Source organism: Alkalispirochaeta americana (assembly GCF_900156105.1).
Taxonomy (GTDB): Bacteria; Spirochaetota; Spirochaetia; order DSM-27196; family Alkalispirochaetaceae; genus Alkalispirochaeta; species Alkalispirochaeta americana.
Genome location: NZ_FTMS01000005.1, coordinates 36,585 through 54,420, shown reverse-complemented (window position 1 = coordinate 54,420; position 17,836 = coordinate 36,585). Strand labels below are relative to the sequence as shown.

General features: G+C 57.0%; 17 protein-coding genes. 7 read left to right on the top strand and 10 right to left on the bottom strand.

Annotation, left to right across the window (positions count from 1 at the left end; all coding sequences use genetic code 11):
• The first annotated feature begins 7 nt into the window (after positions 1 to 7).
• Complete coding sequence (locus tag BW950_RS05010) at positions 8 to 1,213, top strand: thymidine kinase (protein WP_143559125.1); 1,206 nt, start codon at positions 8 to 10, stop codon at positions 1,211 to 1,213.
• On the top strand, positions 1,210 to 1,905 hold the full coding sequence (locus tag BW950_RS05005) for a queuosine precursor transporter (RefSeq protein WP_200796789.1): 696 nt from the start codon (positions 1,210 to 1,212) through the stop codon (positions 1,903 to 1,905). Before BW950_RS05010 ends, BW950_RS05005 begins: the two co-directional genes overlap by 4 nt.
• A 63-nt stretch (positions 1,906 to 1,968) precedes the next feature.
• Here BW950_RS05005 and BW950_RS05000 read toward each other — a convergent pair whose 3' ends face one another.
• A complete protein-coding gene (locus BW950_RS05000; RefSeq protein WP_076488200.1) occupies positions 1,969 to 2,742 on the bottom strand; it encodes a hypothetical protein in 774 nt (257 codons plus the stop codon).
• Positions 2,743 to 2,878: 136 nt separating this feature from the next.
• Here BW950_RS05000 and BW950_RS04995 point away from each other — a divergent pair, with 136 nt between their 5' ends.
• Positions 2,879 to 4,510, top strand: a complete 1,632-nt coding sequence (locus tag BW950_RS04995) for a P83/100 family protein (RefSeq protein ID WP_076488199.1) — start codon at positions 2,879 to 2,881, stop codon at positions 4,508 to 4,510.
• Between the two features lie 127 nt (positions 4,511 to 4,637).
• Here the strand turns inward: BW950_RS04995 and BW950_RS04990 are convergent, their stop codons facing one another.
• From BW950_RS04990 to BW950_RS04950, 9 genes are all read right to left on the bottom strand, one after another.
• Positions 4,638 to 5,141 carry a ParB N-terminal domain-containing protein gene (locus BW950_RS04990; protein ID WP_076488198.1) on the bottom strand — a complete coding sequence of 168 codons (504 nt, stop codon included), beginning with the start codon at positions 5,139 to 5,141 and terminating at the stop codon, positions 4,638 to 4,640.
• A gap of 23 nt (positions 5,142 to 5,164) precedes the next feature.
• Positions 5,165 to 7,771 (bottom strand): penicillin-binding protein 1A, encoded by a 2,607-nt coding sequence (locus BW950_RS04985; protein WP_076488197.1) that lies wholly within the window; start codon positions 7,769 to 7,771, stop codon positions 5,165 to 5,167.
• Positions 7,772 to 7,998: 227 nt separating this feature from the next.
• Positions 7,999 to 9,078: a hypothetical protein gene (locus BW950_RS04980; RefSeq protein WP_076488196.1), complete on the bottom strand. Its 1,080-nt coding sequence runs from the start codon at positions 9,076 to 9,078 to the stop codon at positions 7,999 to 8,001.
• Positions 9,075 to 10,001, bottom strand: a complete 927-nt coding sequence (locus BW950_RS04975) for a LysM peptidoglycan-binding domain-containing M23 family metallopeptidase (protein WP_076488195.1) — start codon at positions 9,999 to 10,001, stop codon at positions 9,075 to 9,077. The genes BW950_RS04980 and BW950_RS04975 overlap by 4 nt, the downstream gene beginning before the upstream one ends.
• A 3-nt stretch (positions 10,002 to 10,004) precedes the next feature.
• Entirely contained in the window at positions 10,005 to 10,430 is a 426-nt protein-coding gene (locus tag BW950_RS04970) for a hypothetical protein (protein WP_076488194.1), read from the bottom strand.
• Positions 10,427 to 11,596, bottom strand: a complete 1,170-nt coding sequence (locus BW950_RS04965) for a tetratricopeptide repeat protein (RefSeq protein ID WP_076488193.1) — start codon at positions 11,594 to 11,596, stop codon at positions 10,427 to 10,429. The genes BW950_RS04970 and BW950_RS04965 overlap by 4 nt, the downstream gene beginning before the upstream one ends.
• Positions 11,583 to 12,638: an MlaD family protein gene (locus BW950_RS04960; protein ID WP_076488192.1), complete on the bottom strand. Its 1,056-nt coding sequence runs from the start codon at positions 12,636 to 12,638 to the stop codon at positions 11,583 to 11,585. Before BW950_RS04960 ends, BW950_RS04965 begins: the two co-directional genes overlap by 14 nt.
• A 30-nt stretch (positions 12,639 to 12,668) precedes the next feature.
• Complete coding sequence (locus BW950_RS04955; RefSeq protein WP_159438722.1) at positions 12,669 to 13,502, bottom strand: ATP-binding cassette domain-containing protein; 834 nt, start codon at positions 13,500 to 13,502, stop codon at positions 12,669 to 12,671.
• A gap of 5 nt (positions 13,503 to 13,507) precedes the next feature.
• Positions 13,508 to 14,290, bottom strand: coding sequence for an ABC transporter permease (locus BW950_RS04950; RefSeq protein ID WP_200796788.1), 783 nt, complete (start codon positions 14,288 to 14,290; stop codon positions 13,508 to 13,510).
• 130 nt (positions 14,291 to 14,420) lie between these two features.
• On the opposite strand from BW950_RS04950, the gene BW950_RS04945 reads away from it, so the two are divergent.
• Genes BW950_RS04945 through BW950_RS04930 form a run of 4 tightly spaced genes read left to right on the top strand, consistent with a single transcriptional unit; the run spans position 14,421 to position 17,731 of the window.
• Complete coding sequence (locus BW950_RS04945; protein ID WP_076488190.1) at positions 14,421 to 15,413, top strand: cyclic nucleotide-binding domain-containing protein; 993 nt, start codon at positions 14,421 to 14,423, stop codon at positions 15,411 to 15,413.
• Between the two features lies 1 nt (position 15,414).
• A complete protein-coding gene (locus BW950_RS04940) occupies positions 15,415 to 16,047 on the top strand; it encodes a Crp/Fnr family transcriptional regulator (RefSeq protein ID WP_076488189.1) in 633 nt (210 codons plus the stop codon).
• Positions 16,048 to 16,065: 18 nt separating this feature from the next.
• Positions 16,066 to 16,962 carry an alpha/beta fold hydrolase gene (locus BW950_RS04935; protein WP_083943739.1) on the top strand — a complete coding sequence of 299 codons (897 nt, stop codon included), beginning with the start codon at positions 16,066 to 16,068 and terminating at the stop codon, positions 16,960 to 16,962.
• A gap of 10 nt (positions 16,963 to 16,972) precedes the next feature.
• Complete coding sequence (locus tag BW950_RS04930; RefSeq protein ID WP_076488187.1) at positions 16,973 to 17,731, top strand: NAD(P)H-hydrate epimerase; 759 nt, start codon at positions 16,973 to 16,975, stop codon at positions 17,729 to 17,731.
• Positions 17,732 to 17,836 lie beyond the last annotated feature (105 nt).

The window sequence follows — 17,836 nt, the reverse complement described above, 5'->3', positions numbered from 1 at the left end:
AAAAGTAATGGATTCAAACTACCGTTCTTTCTTCGAGACCTTGGGATTGCCAAAGCTTCACGTGCACCATCCGATCAATCACTTCGATTTTCGTCGGCCAGGGCGCGTGATTCTGGTGGTGGGCCCCATGGGGTCAGGCAAGACCGGCTTCGCTGCCCAGGTCTGGCGCGATTCCCGGGTGGTCTTGAAGAAAAGCGATTCTGTCCGGACCCTCACACAGCTTCAGGGATCAGAGGCGGATCTTCGCAACGTCTTCTTTCTTCGATCTCGTCTGGACAAGCGCCGTTTTGCTGAAGCTCCTGAGGATGTTCTGAGCTACCGGGGAGGATGCGAAAAGCTGGGAGCAGCCATCGCCGACATTGCTACCTCCTACGAACTGGAGCAAATTGTAGATGATCATCCCGAGACGGGAACCTGGATACTTGATGAAGCATCGTTCTATGATGAACGTATTGCCTACGCTATTCGACGGCTTACGGTGGAGCGCGGGCTGGTCTTTATCTTGCCCACCCTGATTCTTAACTTTCGCAACGCCCTCTTTAACGATACGGCGGGGCTTCTGCTGGATGCCGCTCAGGATGTCTTCCCTCTCACGGCCTATTGTGAGCATCCATCGTGCCTGGAAGATTCCAGTTATACCTATCGCTATTATCTGCGAAGAGGGGTGGAGTGCCCGGCTCTTTATTTTGATCCGCTGATCATTGTGGGTGGAGACCAAACGCATGACGATGGGCTCGAGCCGAACTATGAGACCCGTTGCGGTGCGCACCATGTCCTCCCCGGCAAGGAATACACCTACCTTATCCTGAAGCCTCTGGGTGAGCGGGCTGCTGCAGGTGCTCCCGGACCGCTTCGGGAGGAGCTGATGCTCCTCCACCAGGATCCAAACAGTTCCGCGCTGGGTCAATGGATTTACCAGCATCACCGGGAAGAGACCGAGCGGGACCAGTTGTGCAGGAATGCCCTGCTCGTGCCCTGTCTGGCCGAACGTGCGCTGGTATACCTTTTTGCAGAACGCAACTTGATCAGCGAACAGGCGCTACGGGGTCTTGTGAATGATCTTGGTCTGGACAAAATCTTTCTTGCCCAGCGCCTTACTGATAATAGGAGACCCCTTACGTTCCCTGATGCGCCCCCCGGAGCAGAATCCGCTGGTACAGGGAAAAAGGAACCCCGAGAAAAGTTCGATACGAAAGGAATCTCTTGCCCATGATGAATGAACTACTTTGGCTCTGTATGCTCATGTTGAATTTTGGCCTCATCACCCTGGCTTGGTATTTTTGGGGAAAACAGGGGCTCTTTATCTGGATTGCCATCGCTGGAATAACGGCGAACCTCCAGGTCAGCAAGACGGTTATTCTCTTTGGGATGACAGCGACCCTGGGAAATATCGTCTATGCAGGGTCATTTCTCGCTACGGATATCCTGTCGGAACGATTTGGAAAGAAAAGTGCTACCAGAGGCGTCTGGGTGGGATTTTTTTCCATTCTGGCCTTTACGGTCCTCATGCAGCTGGCGCTCCTCTTTGCTCCAGCCCCCTCGGACGAGATGCAGATCCACCTGGTGGCGATCTTTGGTCTCCTTCCCCGAATTGTGCTTGCCAGTCTTGCTGCCTATCTGGTGAGTCAGTCCCACGATATCTGGGCGTTTCAGTTCTGGAAGAAGCGATTTCCCGGTCCGCTTTGGCTCAGAAATAATCTGAGCACCGGTGTGAGTCAGCTCATAGACAGTCTCGTTTTTACTCTCATTGCATTTCTGGGAGTTTTTCCTGCCGGTGTTATGGTAGAGATTGTGATAACAACCTATCTCTTCAAGCTCATTGTGGCGCTTCTGGACACGCCCTTCCTGTATCTGGCTCTGAGATTGAGGCCGCCGGAAAAGGCGGACACCCCGGGAGGCGAGTAACAGCTCTCGGTGGGCGGCCGGTTTTTCGGCGCGCTCATCGAGTTCTTTTTTTGGAGATTGAAATCATTCTTTCCAGGGAAAGATCATTCCCCGGAGCGTTCGTTTTCCGACCCGTTCCCGGTCCTTGTAGAGAAGGGCGTCCCAGGGGATAGAGGCTTTTTTATCGACGGTCTCTTCCAGGTGATCGTACTTGTAGAGGCGGAGTTTGAGTGCTGCCTGGTACCAGATTGCAATACCTGCTGCTCCGGGGAGCAGAAAAGCTGTAAAGGTTGAAAGGACTGCAATTACCACGGCACCCAGAGCGATGGCGATGGTAAAAAAAGTATTGTCCAGGGTCAGAATAAATGATTTTTTCAGGACAGCCAGAGGCTGCCGGGAGAGTCTGGCCCGCACGGGCAAGACGTACTGAATCGCGAGCCACCAGATGAGAGACATCCAGAAGAGGATGGCCAGGGCAAAAATGCTGAAGAGGTTTCCCAAGGCCGTGTAGACCGGGATGGCCACAAGCAGAAGTGCGCAGTGGAGGAGTACAGCTGCGCCCAGGGAGAGGGTCACCGGGAGGAACTGCCGCAACGGGGAGAAGAAAGAATTCCACTCCAGGCTTTCGTAGTCAACGATTGTCCGTGCGACGCCAGCCAGTCCTCCGATGTAGCAGAAGACCACAAGAACACCAATAATCAGGGCGGTGATGCCAGCTACTGGGCCGAAGGGGGCTACCGCTGCCGGAAGAAGGATGGGGAGCGCTATCACGGCGATAAATCCGAGGTTCAGGAGCATTACCGGGAGGAAGTTGTCCCAGAGATCAAAAAAAGCTTTCTTTATGAGGAAACCGAACATGGCGGCAGTATACGTCTTCTTGCGGGAGAAAAGAACCCCGGCAAGGAAAATTCTGCTGCCGGGAAGATGATCTTGATTCGCAATTTCGCAATGGTTATTTCGAAATGGTATGGGATGGGTTATACTGACTGGTGTTATGATAATTCGATGGCGCCCGTTCGTTCTTTCGTTCTTTTTGTTGATGGGGGGTGTTGCAGCTCTTCCCGTTTCTCTTGTCCCGGGCTCTCTCCCGGCGGTCTCCGCTCTGGAGATCGATCGCTCGGAGCTTGAAGCAGCAGCCGGGGCAGATATCGAGTTTGAAAGCTTCCTGGGAGAAGTCCAGCAGTTCGATACCGCCCAGGCAATACGCGGGATCGGTTCTGCTTTGGGCCAGGGAGCTGCCGAAGACGAGACCTACGACTATTTCAATCGATATATCATCCGCCGCATCATTGGCGACCCTCTTGACCGTCGCCGGGCTGCCGACATCATTGAATTTTCTCCTGCTGCCCGGGTTGATCACATCGAAAATGTCCGCAGGATTCTTTCGGAGTTCCTGATTACCGCCTGGGGATACCAGCGCGGTGATGCGGATCTCCTGGCGCGGTTTATCACAATCTACAACGCTGTCCATCGTGGAGATATGGATTTTTTTGTGGCCCGTTATCGCGAGGCTGTGTCGAACGCGCTGGACCCCCAGCGCGTTGGTATCGCTCTTTCCTATCGGGACTGGCCCGGACAGACCCAGATGGTGGTTCCCCTCAGGGGAGGGCGCGATCCCGGTGATCTTGACGCGGTTGACCCGGGCCAGCTTGTGGGGCCAGCAGTTATCGGCGACTTGAGGAGCCGCGCCGATCTGGGGATCGATGACCGCAAGGCAATTATCGAGTTTATCGAGCGGGTTGTAGAGGTTCGTCTCGATGAGATAGCTCTTGAGCGGGCTGAGATCGAAGAGGAACGGGAGGAGATTGCGCGCAGGAGAGAGGACCTCCAGCAGGATCCGGCTCCCGCGCTGGACGCCGATCCTCAGGATCCTTTGCCCGAGGCCACCCCCCATGCCGATGAGGATGACCTTCTGCCTCCCGAAACTCCCCGGGAAGATCCGGAGCATGAAGTTGATCAGGATCCTGAACCGGATCGGCCTGTCCAGGAAGATGCTCCTGCCCCCCCTCCGGAGGATGAATCTCTGGAGGATGAAGAGGCTCTCCGGGAACGCGAAGAGGCCCTGGACCAACGCGAGGAGGAGTTGCTTGCTGAAGAGGCTGAACTGGGGGTTCTGATGGATCAGCTTGAAGAGTTGTATCAGGACACAGCTGAGGATCAAGCCACTCTGCATGATCGGGCTGCGCCGCCCGATCTGGTTCCCTTTGTCCTGGCCGATGGTCAGGGGGGCTATGAGATCGCCGTGGTGAATCTGGATGGCCCGGTTTTGGCCGAGCGGCAGATTATCCCTCTGGCGGGCCGGACTGTTCTGGAGTATCGGGGAGGGCTTTTGGCGGTTCACCGCGGTACCCGAAGAATGCTTCTTCTGGAGCCTTCATCTCTTTCGGTTCGGGCAGAAAGCGAGCGATCTGTGCGGCCCGGCAGCAGGGTTGTCTTTCAGGGAAATTCTATTCTTACATTGATCGAGGAGAATGGAGCTGCTTTTGTGGGCGAGTTCGATTCGGATCTGGTTCTTGTGAGGCGTTCTGCCGATGCGGTAAGTCCCGACACTGATATTGTTGTGCGGGGAGATCACGTGCTGGTTCAGGGAAGTCGGGGGGACTTGCGCGTACTGAACCTGCAATAAAGAACGGCTGTGTTCAACCCGGGGGAGCGGTGCTCCCGGTTGCTCCCCGGGTTTTGTGGTGGGTGAAGGCGAAAAGCCCCCGGAATTGACCTGCCCAGAGGGGCTGGTATGGGAAGTCGTCAGGCATCTACTCCAGCGAGGGGTCTTCTCCGGTTGCAGGAGGCGGGATCTCTCGTTCCTCTGTCTGCTTGTCTTTGCGGTTTGTCAATCTTCTGTAGGGGCTGGTCATGGTTTGCCAGATTTTGCTGGCGAGGTCGCACAGACCTCGCCAGAGACGTTTCAGGCCCGAAGGATTGCGGATTCGGTCAAGTCTCAAAAGCGCATCGGCCATCTCGTCACTGGTAAACTCTTTCCGGACGGCGTTCTCGTCGAGCTCTATCTGCAGGAGTTCTTCCTGGGACGTATCAGAGATGATGCTACAGTCTATCGTCTGCCACCCCAGGATGCGGGCCGCTTCCAGGCGCCGGTGCCCTGCGACGAGCAGGAAATCTTCCGTAACTACTATAGGATGGAGGAGGCCGTTTTTTCGGATGCTCGCTACAAGAGAGTCAAGGTTTCCAAGATCCTGGCGCGTCCGGTTCTTCGTTCGTATCGACGAGATTGATATTTCTTTCACTTCCCTGTTTTTCATGTGCCTTGCTTCCTCAATTCGGGTTAATCCAGCAGGGGATTCACACCGCCTCCATCATCCCATGGTGCGGGGGTAAGATCAAGTTGATCCTGGAGTAATTCCAGGGGAAGGCCTTCGCCATCCCATCGGTCATCGGTCGGGTCTTCCGGGGGCTCCCGGTCGGCTGTGCGCTCCCGGCGCCCTTCGGGGGAGATGTCCAGGCTGAGATCGAGCTGGCGGTGCAGGGCAGGGCCGGAGCTGTCCAGAGAGAAGCTCGCTCTGTCCAGAGAGGTTCGCAGGCGGCTCACCAGTTCAGGGGCCTGCTGCTGTGCAAACTGATCGCTCCGGTCGAACTGGGTTGGTTGCGTTCCTGCTATGAAGACTTCCCGAATTGTTCGTCCCGAGTAGTCTGCCGGAGGGAGAAGCCCTTGCCGTGCCGTAACGGTGGCCTCGACGATGCCATCGGGGCGGACAAACTCCCGGGGAGGAAGGTTTCGGTGGATGTCTTTCATGTATTGTCCCCAGACCGGGCCGGTGGTGATCGCTCCGGTCTGGTTCACGCCCAAGCTGTTTGTCCCGCCACGGTCGAAGCCAAACCAGACGGCGGTGGAATAATAGGGGGTGTAGCCTACGGTCCAGGCGGCCCGCCAGTTTTGGGTCGTGCCCGTCTTGCCCGCTGTGGGCTGGTCAAAGCCGCCAGCTACGTTTCGGGCGTAGCGGAGGGTCCCGCTAGTAACGGTCGTTTGGAGCATATCCGTGATAACGTACGCTGCCTGGGGGCTGATAACGGGCTGATGCGCACCGCTTCGGCGGTCTTCCCGCCGGACCTCCGCCTCGGGCTCCATAATGACCCTGCCCGTTCTGTCTTCGATGTAGCGGATTCCCAGGGGGGTGCGGCGTCTGCCCTGGTTGGCCAGGGCGCTGTAGGCTGCTGCCATTTCGATGGGCGAGACCTGGACCGTTCCCAAGGCAACAGGATAGCGCCGCTCAAAGCCCCGGGCAGACCGCTCCTCCTCGGGAATGCCCAGAAGTCGGGCCGAGACATCCAGGCCGGTGGAGAACCCCACCATATCGAGAATTTTTACCGAGGGGACGTTCATGGATCGTGCCAGGGCGTAGCGGGCGAGCACGGGGCCAACCCACTCGTTCCGGAAGTTGCGCGGTGCGTAGGGTTCCCCGTTATCGGCAGTAAAGACCATGGGGGCGTCGTAGATCATGGTGGCCGGCGTGAGCACCCTCTGATCGATGGCGGCTGCGTAGTAGAGCGGTTTAAAAGCTGAGCCCGGTTCCATGGCGCCGCTGAGGGCGCGGTTGAACTGATTGCGTGACTCGAACTCGCGGCCCCCCACCATGGCCATAATGTGGCCGGTATCGTTCTCCAGCGTGACAAGCGCACCTTCTACGGTGGAACGCAAGGAAGTGCTTCGTCTCTGGGCGTAGGATTCCCGCGTAGCGTGGCGAAGCGGGTCATGGCCGGTCCCAAAGAGAAGAGTAATCGCATCGACCAGGGGGTTTATATTTTCCTGGTACTCCTGACGGGCCCGGTGCCGCTGTTTGGAGTGGCCCACCTGCAGATTGGGGGTGTCAAAACCAAGAGCAAGCAACTCGATAACCGGAACAAGATCGTCTCCCCGGGAGACGCGGGAGGCGATATTCTGGCGGTACACGCTGTTTGCCCGGGCCAGCCCTGTCCTGACGTGGCGGTCGGCGGCCTCCTGGAAATCCAGGTCCAGCGTTGTATGGACCACGTACCCGTCGGTATTGACGTTGAGCGTTCCCAGCAGATAGCGGTTTTCCAGTTCGTAACGAACATATTCGGAGAAGAAAGGGGCCCGGTCCTCTCGTTCGAAGAAAGCTGTGGAGGTATTGGCTCTGGTGAAGTCGTAGGTGGACCAATACTGCTCCATGCTCAGGTCCACCTCATCCTGGGTAGCGTAGCCCAGATCAACCATTCTGTTCAGGATGACTCGCTGCATATTGCGTGCCTGATTTGGACGGCGGATGGGGGAATACAGAGAGGGATTTGCCAGCTGGATTACCAGCATGACCGATTCTGCAACGGTCAGCTCCTGAGCCGAGTGGCCAAAGAAAAACTGGCTCGCTGCCTCAACACCGTAGTTGCCGTGGCCGAACCACATCCGGTTCAGATAGGCTTCCAGAATTTCGTATTTCGTCCAGTGCCGTTCGAGTTGCAAGGCCCACCAGAGTTCAATAACTTTCCGGTACAGGGAAAAGTCGTTCCGGTCAGCATAAAGATGTCCTGCGAGCTGTTGGGTCAGGGTAGAACCCCCGGAAACGTAGCGGTTTGTTACCAAATTCCAGGCGGCCCGCGCTGTTCCACGGAAACTGAATCCCCGGTGATCAAAAAACGTCTGGTCTTCCCGGGTGATCAGGGCATAGATCAGGTGGCGGGGCAGTTCGTCAATTGTTATGAGCTCCCGGTTTTCATCGGAGAAAAACTCTGTAATAAGCCGCCCGTGGCGGTCGAGTATCTGCGACGGGAGAGCTGATTCCTGGTCGTGAAGGCTTTCCAGGTCTCTGATGTTTTCTATTGATGCAATTGCCAATCCGGTGATGATGCCCAGCGTGAGAACAGCTGTCCCCAGCACGCCAATGAGAATCCCCAGGGCAATTCTAAGTCTTCGATCCATAGAGAGACTCTACGGACGAATGCGAGGCTGTGTCAACATTTGAGAGCGCCGGATTCGAAGAGGACGGGGCGTGAAGGGGGGCTATAGAAGGTAAAAAAAATGACCGGTTCGGCAGAACCGGCCAAGGACATCGGCCCGATATAGTAAACTGGGAGGGGAACTATCCCGGGCTCCGATGGTATTTTTATCGTCCCCCCCCGACGGCAACTTTAGTGCTTCCCGGAACTTTACCGCTTCCTGATCAGGACATCAAGATCCAGGCCGATCTCGTACTCTCCGTGGGGTTCGAGAAGAATGGATCTGCTGATGAAGAAATCACCCAGGCCAATGAAAAGAAGATAGAGTCCCGGGGGGTGTTCCAGAGGTTTTTCGCTGTCGGCTGAAAGGGGCTCTCCATCAAGGAATACCTCGGCCACGGAGGGGACCTGAAACGTAAGGAATGACCGTGGTTCGTGGGGCTGAAGGGTTATTCTGGTGGTGACGGCTTCTTCGATACCGATATTCTGGCGGTGTTGCAGATACTCTCCCGCCTGAGCCTGGAGTTGGTATATTCCCGGGGAGAGAAAGGTCGCAGTTTCCGGTTGGAGGTTCTCGCCGTCCAGACTGAGCGAGAGCAGGGGGCTTGCTTTCTCCATCAAGGATGCGTCTCCTTCCATCTCCACCAGGATCCCGCCAAAGGGGGCCACAATCGGTTCTATCCGAAGGCGATGGGCGTGCTCGTCGTGCCGGGGAAGAAACCCCTTTGTTGCGGGAAGAATTTGGAGGGCGATCGCTCCCCGGGAGAAACTGGAGGTTGCTGTCGCTGCACTCAGGCCGGGGGCCGCTTCACCGGGGAAGGGGCGGGGGGGCGCAAGCTCAATGGTTAGTGATTCTCTCCTTTCGGGATTCAGGGGAATTCGGGCCAGGGAACGGCCGGCCAGCGAAAGATGCCCCGGAGCGTCCTGAAGGAGTTCCTCATGAGGCGGGTCCACATCGCCGAAGACGAGGAGAGAAAACCCTCCCGGAGGCATCCCCCGGGGCAAAGGGTCCGCAATAATCCGCAATCCCTGAAGATAGGGAAACTCCTCCTGGCCCAGGAGCAGGAGTACCGCCCCTCCTTCAAGAAGAATCTCCAGCGGTTCCGCTGAGGAGATGCGCTCCAGTGCCTGCACCTCTCCTCGGAAGGATTGGCTGTAAGAAGGGGAGATTCCAGCCAGGGAAAGAAAAGCTGCCAGAAAGGCCATAACCGGAAAAATCGTGGCCGGAAAATCCGGGAAGTCAGGACGCATCCCGATGGGGAAGGTGGAAGAAGCCTGTTTGTGTATCATTGTATGAAGAGCTCCGGGTCCAGAGGTATCCCCTGGTGAATAATTTCGAAATGAAGGTGAGGTCCTGTGGAGAAGCCGGTGCTCCCCACGGTGCCGAGGGGCTCGCCAGCCCGAACAGCCCTTCCCGGTTCTACCAGGGCTTCCTGGAGATGGGCATACACGGAGGTGTATTCCCGTTCATGGTGCACCCGCACGGAGAGGCCATAGAGAGGGTCCCTCTCCACGGCGGCAACCACGCCGTCTGCGCTGGACCGCACAGGTCTGCCGAAAGGGGCTGCGATGTCCAGGCCTCGGTGGAAGGAGCGGCTGCCTGTCATGGGATGTCTTCGGTAGCCGTAGGGGGAGGAAAAAACTCCCTCGGGAAGGGGGTTCTGGAAGTGCGGACGGAGAAAGAGATCCCGTTCCCGGCGGGTGAAATCCTCCCCCGGAATGAAACGGAGTATCCCTGGGGAGTTGGGGGCATCCTCCGGATTGGGCAGTACCAGCCTTTGGGCTCGCGAGGATCCTGACAGGCGCCGGGTTACTTCCTCCTCCAGGGGGGTCTCTGGATGAGGATAGAGGAAAATTCCCGGCTGGGAAGGAATGGAGAGGAGGCTCCCCGGAGAGATTTCGGGGCGGGACAAACGGTTCAGGGTGGCGATGGTACTGTAGGGAATCATCAGGCGGGTCGCCAGGGAAAAAAGCGTATCCTCCCGAGAGGGGGCATAGTGCAGGATTTGAAGGGGAGGAAGCGACTCCTCCTGAGCCTGGCTATGGCGGTACTCGGCAAGCATCTCCTGGTGCTGCAGATAGAGCGGGTCATCCCGATCGAGACGGAGCATAACCTCCTGAGCCCCAAAGGATTGGTCCTCTTCCAGGAGGAGAAGCAGGGGAATGAAAAATATCAGAACGTGCTTCCCCCGGAAGGCCGCTCGGTGATGCATGAATCAGTTCCCCCGGTGATGCCTTCGGGAATTTCCTCGGGAGCTGCCCAGGCTCCAGGCGAGGTGTCCCGAAAGAAGAATCACCCCCGCTAGCGCAAGGACCAGGGAATTTCGGAGTATTCCGCCAAGAACGAAAAGCGCTGCCAGGAGCGAGATCCCGCGAAGAACCAGGGGCGTTCTGGCAGCGTCGGCACCCCCCTCAATACGGCGCAGACGGCGTTTTTGCCGGAAGATCGAGATCCCCCCCGCCAAAAGAACGACCAGGACCAGTCCGTTGAAAAGGCGGGGAACACGCGTTGCCAGAAGCCAGATGGGAATCGTGGTGAGGGCGCTCGCTGCAGCAAGTATTATCAGGGTTGAAATAGCTCGAAGGGTCCGCTGAAAAAGCGTTCCGTAGCCGGACAGGAGAGCTTCTACGGTATTTTTCATGGGGAAGGGTCCTCCTCTTTCTCCGTCATGTCTGGTGAAGGTCTCTGATATTCCCGGGATGGCAGGGGTAATGGAGGTTCTTCCCCGGCGAGGTCCTCCAGAGACTGTTCCTCCGGGGTGAGTTCTTCCGGGGGAACCAAAATGAGCTGTTTTCGTTGCTGGTGGAACGAAAGAGCTTCCTCGTCGCGGCCCAGGCGGGAAGCAACCTGTTCCAGATTTTCCAGAGAGCGGATCGCTCCCGAGCGATTGCGGATTGCCAGATAGACGCGCAGTGCCCGGAGGTGGTACTGGTAGGCTTCGCGATCCCGGGAAAGGCGCTCATGAATGACCCCCAGGGCAAAAAGATTTTCTGCAATCCCCGGACTGTTTTCAGCCCGCTTGTCGTAGGCCAGGGCCTGGTAGGCTTCCTGGAGTGCTTCCTGGTATTGGCCCTGCCGTGACGCGACGGAGGCCAGCATATAGTGGTTGCTGGCAAGTTCTGCCCAGAGGCCATCTTCCTTGTTCATGTCCCGGGCTTTCTCCAGATATTGCCTGGCCCTCTCGAAGGCCCCTTCCCGGGCATGAAGCGTGGCGATGCTGTGGTACAAGATGGCGTTGCTAGGGGCCTCGCCGGTTTCTACCGCACCAAGAGCCTCTTGGAAAAGAGCACGGGCCCGCTGGTTCTCGCCGGACTGGAGGAGCGTGACCCCCAGGTTTACCTGGGCTTGCATCCGCACCTCCTGGTGCTGTGCCAACCCGGCAAAATCCAGAGCAGTTTCAAAACGCTCCTGTGCTTCCTGCAGATCTCCCACCGCCAGATAGACCCGACCAAGAGAGTTGTGGGCCTGGGCAATTCCTGACAGGTGGTCCACGGCGGTGTTCTCTTCCAGGGCGAGGGTGAAGAATCGCAGAGCCAGATCATAGTTTCCCAGGGAGATCTGTTTGTTTCCAAACTCGGCGTAGCGGGCGGCCTGGTTCTTCCGGGCTGTTTCAAACTCCGGTGTGGCGGGTTTCGAGGAACATCCTCCAAGGGAGATGCTCAAGAGGATTGCCAGAATCAGGGTGGCCAGGACCGGCACAATTCGCGCCGGGAAAGAGCCCGGGGATCTGTTTCCCGAGGAGAGCGGGTGGCCCCGGAGGGCGTTTCGTGCCTGGAGGGATCCCGGGATGATCTCAGAACTGTGCATCGCGATGGCTCCGGAATGTTGAAGGCTGAGGTAGCTCCGGCGGAATCCCGCGTCGTATGAGGGGATTGTTGCTTAATCCCTCCAGAACATCCTGGGTTATGCCCAGGGTCTCGCGACTCTCTTCGAGAATCCCTGCGATTTGAGGTTGCGACTGGTTTGCAAAGATCGCCAGTTCGTTCACTTCTGCCAGAGAGGCGTTAATGCTCTTCAGTATGTCCTCGATCTCGTTAAAAATGCGGTTTTCATCCCTGAGAAAGGTGGTTATGGAACCGTCGGCATCCAGCAGACGGGGAATCAATCCTGTGGGGTCCTGGAGTGCTTCCGTGGTCTGTTCCAGGTTGCCTGTTATAACGGCGGTGCTTCCCAGGATGTCCAGAGTCGGCTCCCTTGTGGCTGTCAGGGTCTCTTCCAGCTCTGCCAGAAGGGTTATGGTCTGAGCCAGGGTTTGCCCCAGGGGCTCTGTTGTTTCTCCCGCCAGGGCCAGATTTACATGGTGCATTGTCTGGTCCAGGGATGTCATCAGCTCTGTCATGCTCCGAAGGGATGGCTCGATCTGGGCCATGATGCGCGCCATCTCATCCGTGGCGGGAGGGATTTGAACGAGCCCCCTTTGTACGAGTTCCTGCCCCATTGAACTATTGATTGCCGGAACCATGCTATGCTCGGGGAGTGATCCTGTTTCTCCCCGTCCCTGGTAGAACATCAAGGTGCTGCCAAGCCCGAGGGGACTCGCTACCAGGTGGAGAACGCTGTTGGGCCGAACCCTGTCCTTGTATGTATCCTGAACATAGAAATAAACCCGGACGTAATCTTCCTCGCCCAAGGCGATATCCGTTATGCGTCCAATTGGAAAACCCTTGTACCTGATGGACATGCCCACGCTCAAACCCTCGGCTGTGGGGAAGAGGCTGTAAAACTCGTAGTTCCGTGCAAACCAGCGCTGGTTTGCGCCCATGGCGACGATTATTCCTACAATAGAGACCAGGGCAATGAGAGAAAACACGCCCACCACCTGTTGGGCAAAACGAATGCGAAACTTCACAAAATCCTCCCCGAGAATGCAGTTGCCCGATCAGCCAAAGGGGTTCTCATCTCCCCCTCCCAGGATATCCAGTATATCAGCATCGTAGGTTGCGCTCAAACCCAGCACACCCTGGAGGATTTCCCGGACCCGGGAGTTTTCGGCGCGGGTGCTATTGTGGGCTGTGTCGAAAAAGATCACCTCGCCCTGATCAATCAGGAGAAACTGGTCGGCCAGCCTCGAAGCAATAGTGCTGTCGTGACTGGCGATTACCAGGGTTTTTCCTCGCTGCTTCAAATCCTGGAGGATGTCCAGAAGATTTTGCTGTGTTGCGGTATCCAGGCCGTTGCTGGGTTCGTCAAGAAAGCAGATTTCGGGATCTGTCATGAGCGCTCTCATGATCCCTACCATCATCTGGCTTCCGCTGGAGAGGCGGGCCGGGCGGAGATCGAGGGATTGGTAAAACCCGATGCGGTTTGCAAGGGAGGCGATCCGTTCCTCGATTTGCCGGGGTGAGCGGTGCGGGCCGTTATATTGAAGGGGGAGGGAGAGATTCTGGCGAATCGAGAGGTTCTGCCACAGGGCGGCATCCTGAAAAACAAAGCCCTGACGTGTGCGCAGGCTCTTCATCTCGCGATTTGAAGCCTGGCCGAGGTCCGTTCCGCCCAGGGTAATCCTGCCGGTGGTAAGAGGAATGATGCCGGCCAGAATTTTTAGCAAGAGCGATTTCCCTGCGCCGCTAGGCCCCATCACAAGAACGCAGGATCCCTCGCTGATGGAGAGTGACGTTTCCTGAAGCAGCGTCTCGCCACTATGGGAAAACCCTGCTTTTTGGAGCTCTATTGTTGTGTGTTCTGTGTCCACGCGCTCCATAGTCATGTCCATAAATATCATATCCACAGATAATAGAGAATCGTCAGGAACATATTCACCATGATTATCAGGGTGAACCCACGGCCCACGCTTCGTATTGCCATGACGGGAACCTCCGTGGACGAGCGGTCAACCTTGAATCCGTAGTAGGTGGCGACCAGCGATATGATTGCGCCCGAGGCAATGCTCTTCGCCAGAGAGATGGCGATATCCGGAAGAATCAGGGCGTTGAGAAGGTTGGAGAAGTAATCTCTGGGATTGATCGTTGTGATGAGGGAGGTTACCAGAAAAGAACCCAGGAGGCCGAAGAGGTTGAAGTAGAGGTTAAGGAGAACCACCGATACAACCACCCCCAGAAATCGGGGGACTACCAGGTAACTGATGGGATCTATGCCGTTTGCAACGTAGGCTTCAATTTCGTGGCTTACCACCATGTTTCCCAGTTCGGTAGAGATAGCCGTGCCTGATCGGGCGGTCACGACAAAGGCGGTCAGGATCGGCCCCAGTTCCCGGGTGATTACGGTGATCAGGATTGCGTAGACCAGCTCTCCCTGTCCGAACTGAGGCAGGAGAGTAGCCCCTTGAACAATAATAATGGCCCCCAAGCCAAGGGAGAGGAGTGCTATTACCGGGAGCGCTTCCACGCCTGTGAAGAGGATCTGGAGTGTGAGAACCTGGCGGGAACGCTTTTTAAGAAAGAAGAGGGCGGTCTCGCGTGCAACCTGGTAGCAGTAGCCCATGGCGTAGAAGAAATCCTGGACTGTTGCGAAAACCCGCGCTCCTGTGGTCTCGAAAATCATTTTCTGGTCTATTCCTTGCTTTCATACTAGGATAAGAGGGAAGGCCCGGCAAGTGCCATCTTTCGTGGCTGTGTATTTCGTGCTTGATTTTTGAATGGTAAGTCGCTACAGTTCATCCAGGGGAGGACCTTTGCCCAAGTCAGTCCGATACAAAGCTAGTTCAGTTGTCTATTTCCACGGCGATACCGACGAGCGTATCTATATCCTGAAGTCCGGCCGTGTGGTTCTTCGCTCCCAGGATATCGAGACGGGTCAGGAAATTCACGACCTGGTGACAATGGGTGAGTTTTTTGGGGTCCGCAGTGCTCTGGGGCGCTACCCCCGTGAGGAAGACGCCCTCGTCTCAACCGATGCAGAGCTGATCCAGTTCTCGGTGACCGAGTTTGAGCAGGTGGTAAGCGCCAACACCCGAATTATCGTAAAGATGCTCAAGGTCTTCTCCTCCCAGTTGCGACGGATACACACGAAAGTCTCATCCATGCTGAAACAGCAGGACACGATGGACCCCGAAGAGGGATTGCACAACAGCGCCCTCTTTTACTACCGCACCCGCCAGTTTGATCACGCTACATACATTTGGAACCGCTATCAGGAGCTTTATCCACACGGGCGCCACCTTGAAGAAGCCCGAAAAAACCTCGAAAGAATCGGTCATGGTGCAGCGGCCACTGCCGACGAGGGGGGCCGTGGAGGGGGCTCCGCCGCTGTGAGCCAGGCCCCATCCCGAAGGGAGGCTCCGCAGTCCCCGTCGCGCCTCTTTTTTGAGGGCGAGCGAGCCTTTGCCCAGGACGATTTCGAGGGAGCTATCGGGTACTACCAGAAGGTTCTTTCGGATTATCCCGATGATGAGGAGTATGCCCTGAAGGCAAAGGTTGAGCTGGGTCGTTCCTATTTCGAGAAGGGTGACTACGCCACAACGCTTCGACATTTCTCCCAACTGATTCAAGCTGTACCTCGTCTGCCTCAAATGGCTGAGGTTCTCTATTATGTGGGGGCCAGTTATGCTCGAAACGGCAATAGCGAAAAGGCAAAAATGATTCTCGGGAAGGCCCGGGCCTCAGGTGGAGACGATTCAGCCCTGCTCAGGAGAATAGACCGCGCTCTGAAAGATATGGAGGGGTAACGTGGGAGCTTTCGACCGCTTTGCCAAGACCTACAAAAAAGGGCAGATGATTTTTTGCGAGTATGAGCCAGGAAATACCTTTTACTTGATTCAGGAGGGGCGGGTACAGATCACCAAGGTGATGGGTGAACTGGAAAAGGCCGTAGATATCCTCCATCCCGGCGAACTTTTCGGGGAAATGGCAATCCTGGAAGAAGCTCCTCGCAGCGCCAGTGCAATCGCCCTGGACAAGGTGATACTTCTGGAATTCAACCGCGCAAACTTCGAGATTCTCATGCAGGGGAATCCCCAGATTGCTCTTACGCTCCTGAAAACCTTTGTAAAACGCATCCACGATCAGCGACGGCGCTTTCTCATTCTCAAACTTGAGGATGTGCAGGCTCGGGTGGCCGATGTATTTCTCATGTTCTCCGAGGGACAAAATCCGCGAAACTACGAGCAGGACCGCTGGGAGTTTCCCGTCACAGTGAACGATGTCGCCCACTGGGCCGGTCTTCCCCCGGAGAGAGTTAAGGCTGTGGTCAATCAGTTTGTCAAACAGAACAGGATGAGTGTATATCCCGACAAGATTGTGGTGAACAACATCCATGATTTACAGCGCCTCGTGGCGAGTCGGCGCAGGGAACAAGGATGAAGTTGGGGCCATCCTGATATGTGGGGAGATCAATTCCGCCTGACCCTGTATCGACGACGTCGGCGCAGGGCGGCTCGCGCCCGATACCGTACTATCCACGATGGAACGGGCAGAGCCTGGACGTTGTATCACGTCCGGAGCAAGGGCGGAAATGTGTTGGGCGTGCCTGTCGTTTTTTTTCACGGGTTTGGCTCCGACGGCTCTTCGTGGCTCTCGTTTTTCCCCGAGCTCTCGGAAAACCGGGAGCTTGTTGCGGTGGATCTTCCCGGTTTCGGCGGGCACTACCCGCTTGAAGATGATCAGTATACCCCCTCCTGGTATGCCGGAGTCTGTGTTTCTCTCCTTCGCGAACTGGCTGTCCGCTGGGGACAGCCACCGATAATCATCGGCACATCCCTGGGAGCCATGATCGCCGGCCTTGTGGCCTGTGAAATCCCCGATCTCTGCCGAGCGGTGATCCTTATCGGCCCGGCCGGTATTCGTCCGTTGCGGCAGACGCCCTTTTGGGAGGAATACCGGGCAGGACGAAACCTTCTGCTTCCCCGAAACGAAGCGGAGTGGGACGTCATGATGCATACACTCTATCACCAGCCCCGGCCCCTGCCGGGCTTTCTGCGCAGAACGGCCCTGCGGGAGATCGAGATCAAACGGGACGTGCTGGAACGAATTTTTGATCAGCTTTTTTCGCAAGGCGAAGATCCTCTGGGGGAACGGTTGCAAGAGCTCCGTTCCCCTGTAACGGTTCTGTGGGGGGAGTGCGATCAGGTGACCGACGTCTCTGCCCTGGATCGTTTCCAGGAGGCTGTTCCCTCGTCAAGGCGGGTACGAATTGAGGACTGCGGACATTGCCCCACCTCGGAAGCCCCCTGGAAAACCCGGGAAGCCTTCCTGGATGTGCTGGCTCGCTACGGGTGATGGAGAAAAGATGCAACGTCTGTTCCTGACCGAAAAAGGAGACCCCGTATCGGCTGTAACGGCGGCGGAGGCGCGCCAGCTTCTGGCCGTGGCAGACCGAACTAAATCGCCGGGAATTGCCGAGATTATCGAGTGCAGCGGCAGGAGTGCCTATTCAGTGGCTTGCGCCGAAAGATCTTCCCGGGAGCTTCCCGTGGTGATCCTTCCGGAACGGGGCACCCTGTCGGGAGCGGTGGGATTATCCCTGGCTCGCCACCTCTCCAATCATGGTATCTCTGTGGTTGTTCTCGAGATACCGCACCAGAACAGCATCGCTCTCCCCGGGCTTGCATCGGCAGCGGAAAACCAGTGGCGGGCATTTCTGGAGACGGAGGGTGTGGTTGCCTCTTCTTTGGCCGAACTTCCCCGGCGCCCGAGGCTGATCGTCGAGGCCATGCCGGCGGCGGGTCCGGCGATGCTGGATGATCCCGACACAGCCCGGCTTTGTCGCTGGATCAATGAAGCCCGCCGTCAGGAATCGGAGGTTCTCTCGCTGGATATTCCCTGCGGGGTGGATGCCACCACGGGAGTCGCTGCAGAGGGCGCCGTCAGGCCTGATCGCACGCTGTGTCTGGCGTTGCCCAAGACAGGACTTCAGGAGGGTTCGTGTGGGCGCATCGCGGTGGCCGATGCGGGAATACCTGCCAGGGCGTACCAGAAAATTGCGATTGTTGCGTACCCTTGCGTTTTTCGGGACGCTTTTGTCCTGCCCCTTCAGGGAGCGTTCTAGCGTTCTGTCGTTCTAGCGTTCTGTCGTTCTGAGGCCGCTTCTTTCCGGGTGCAACCTGTTGCCGGCTCCGCTTGTCCGGTAGCGTGAGCAGCGGTTGCTACGGCA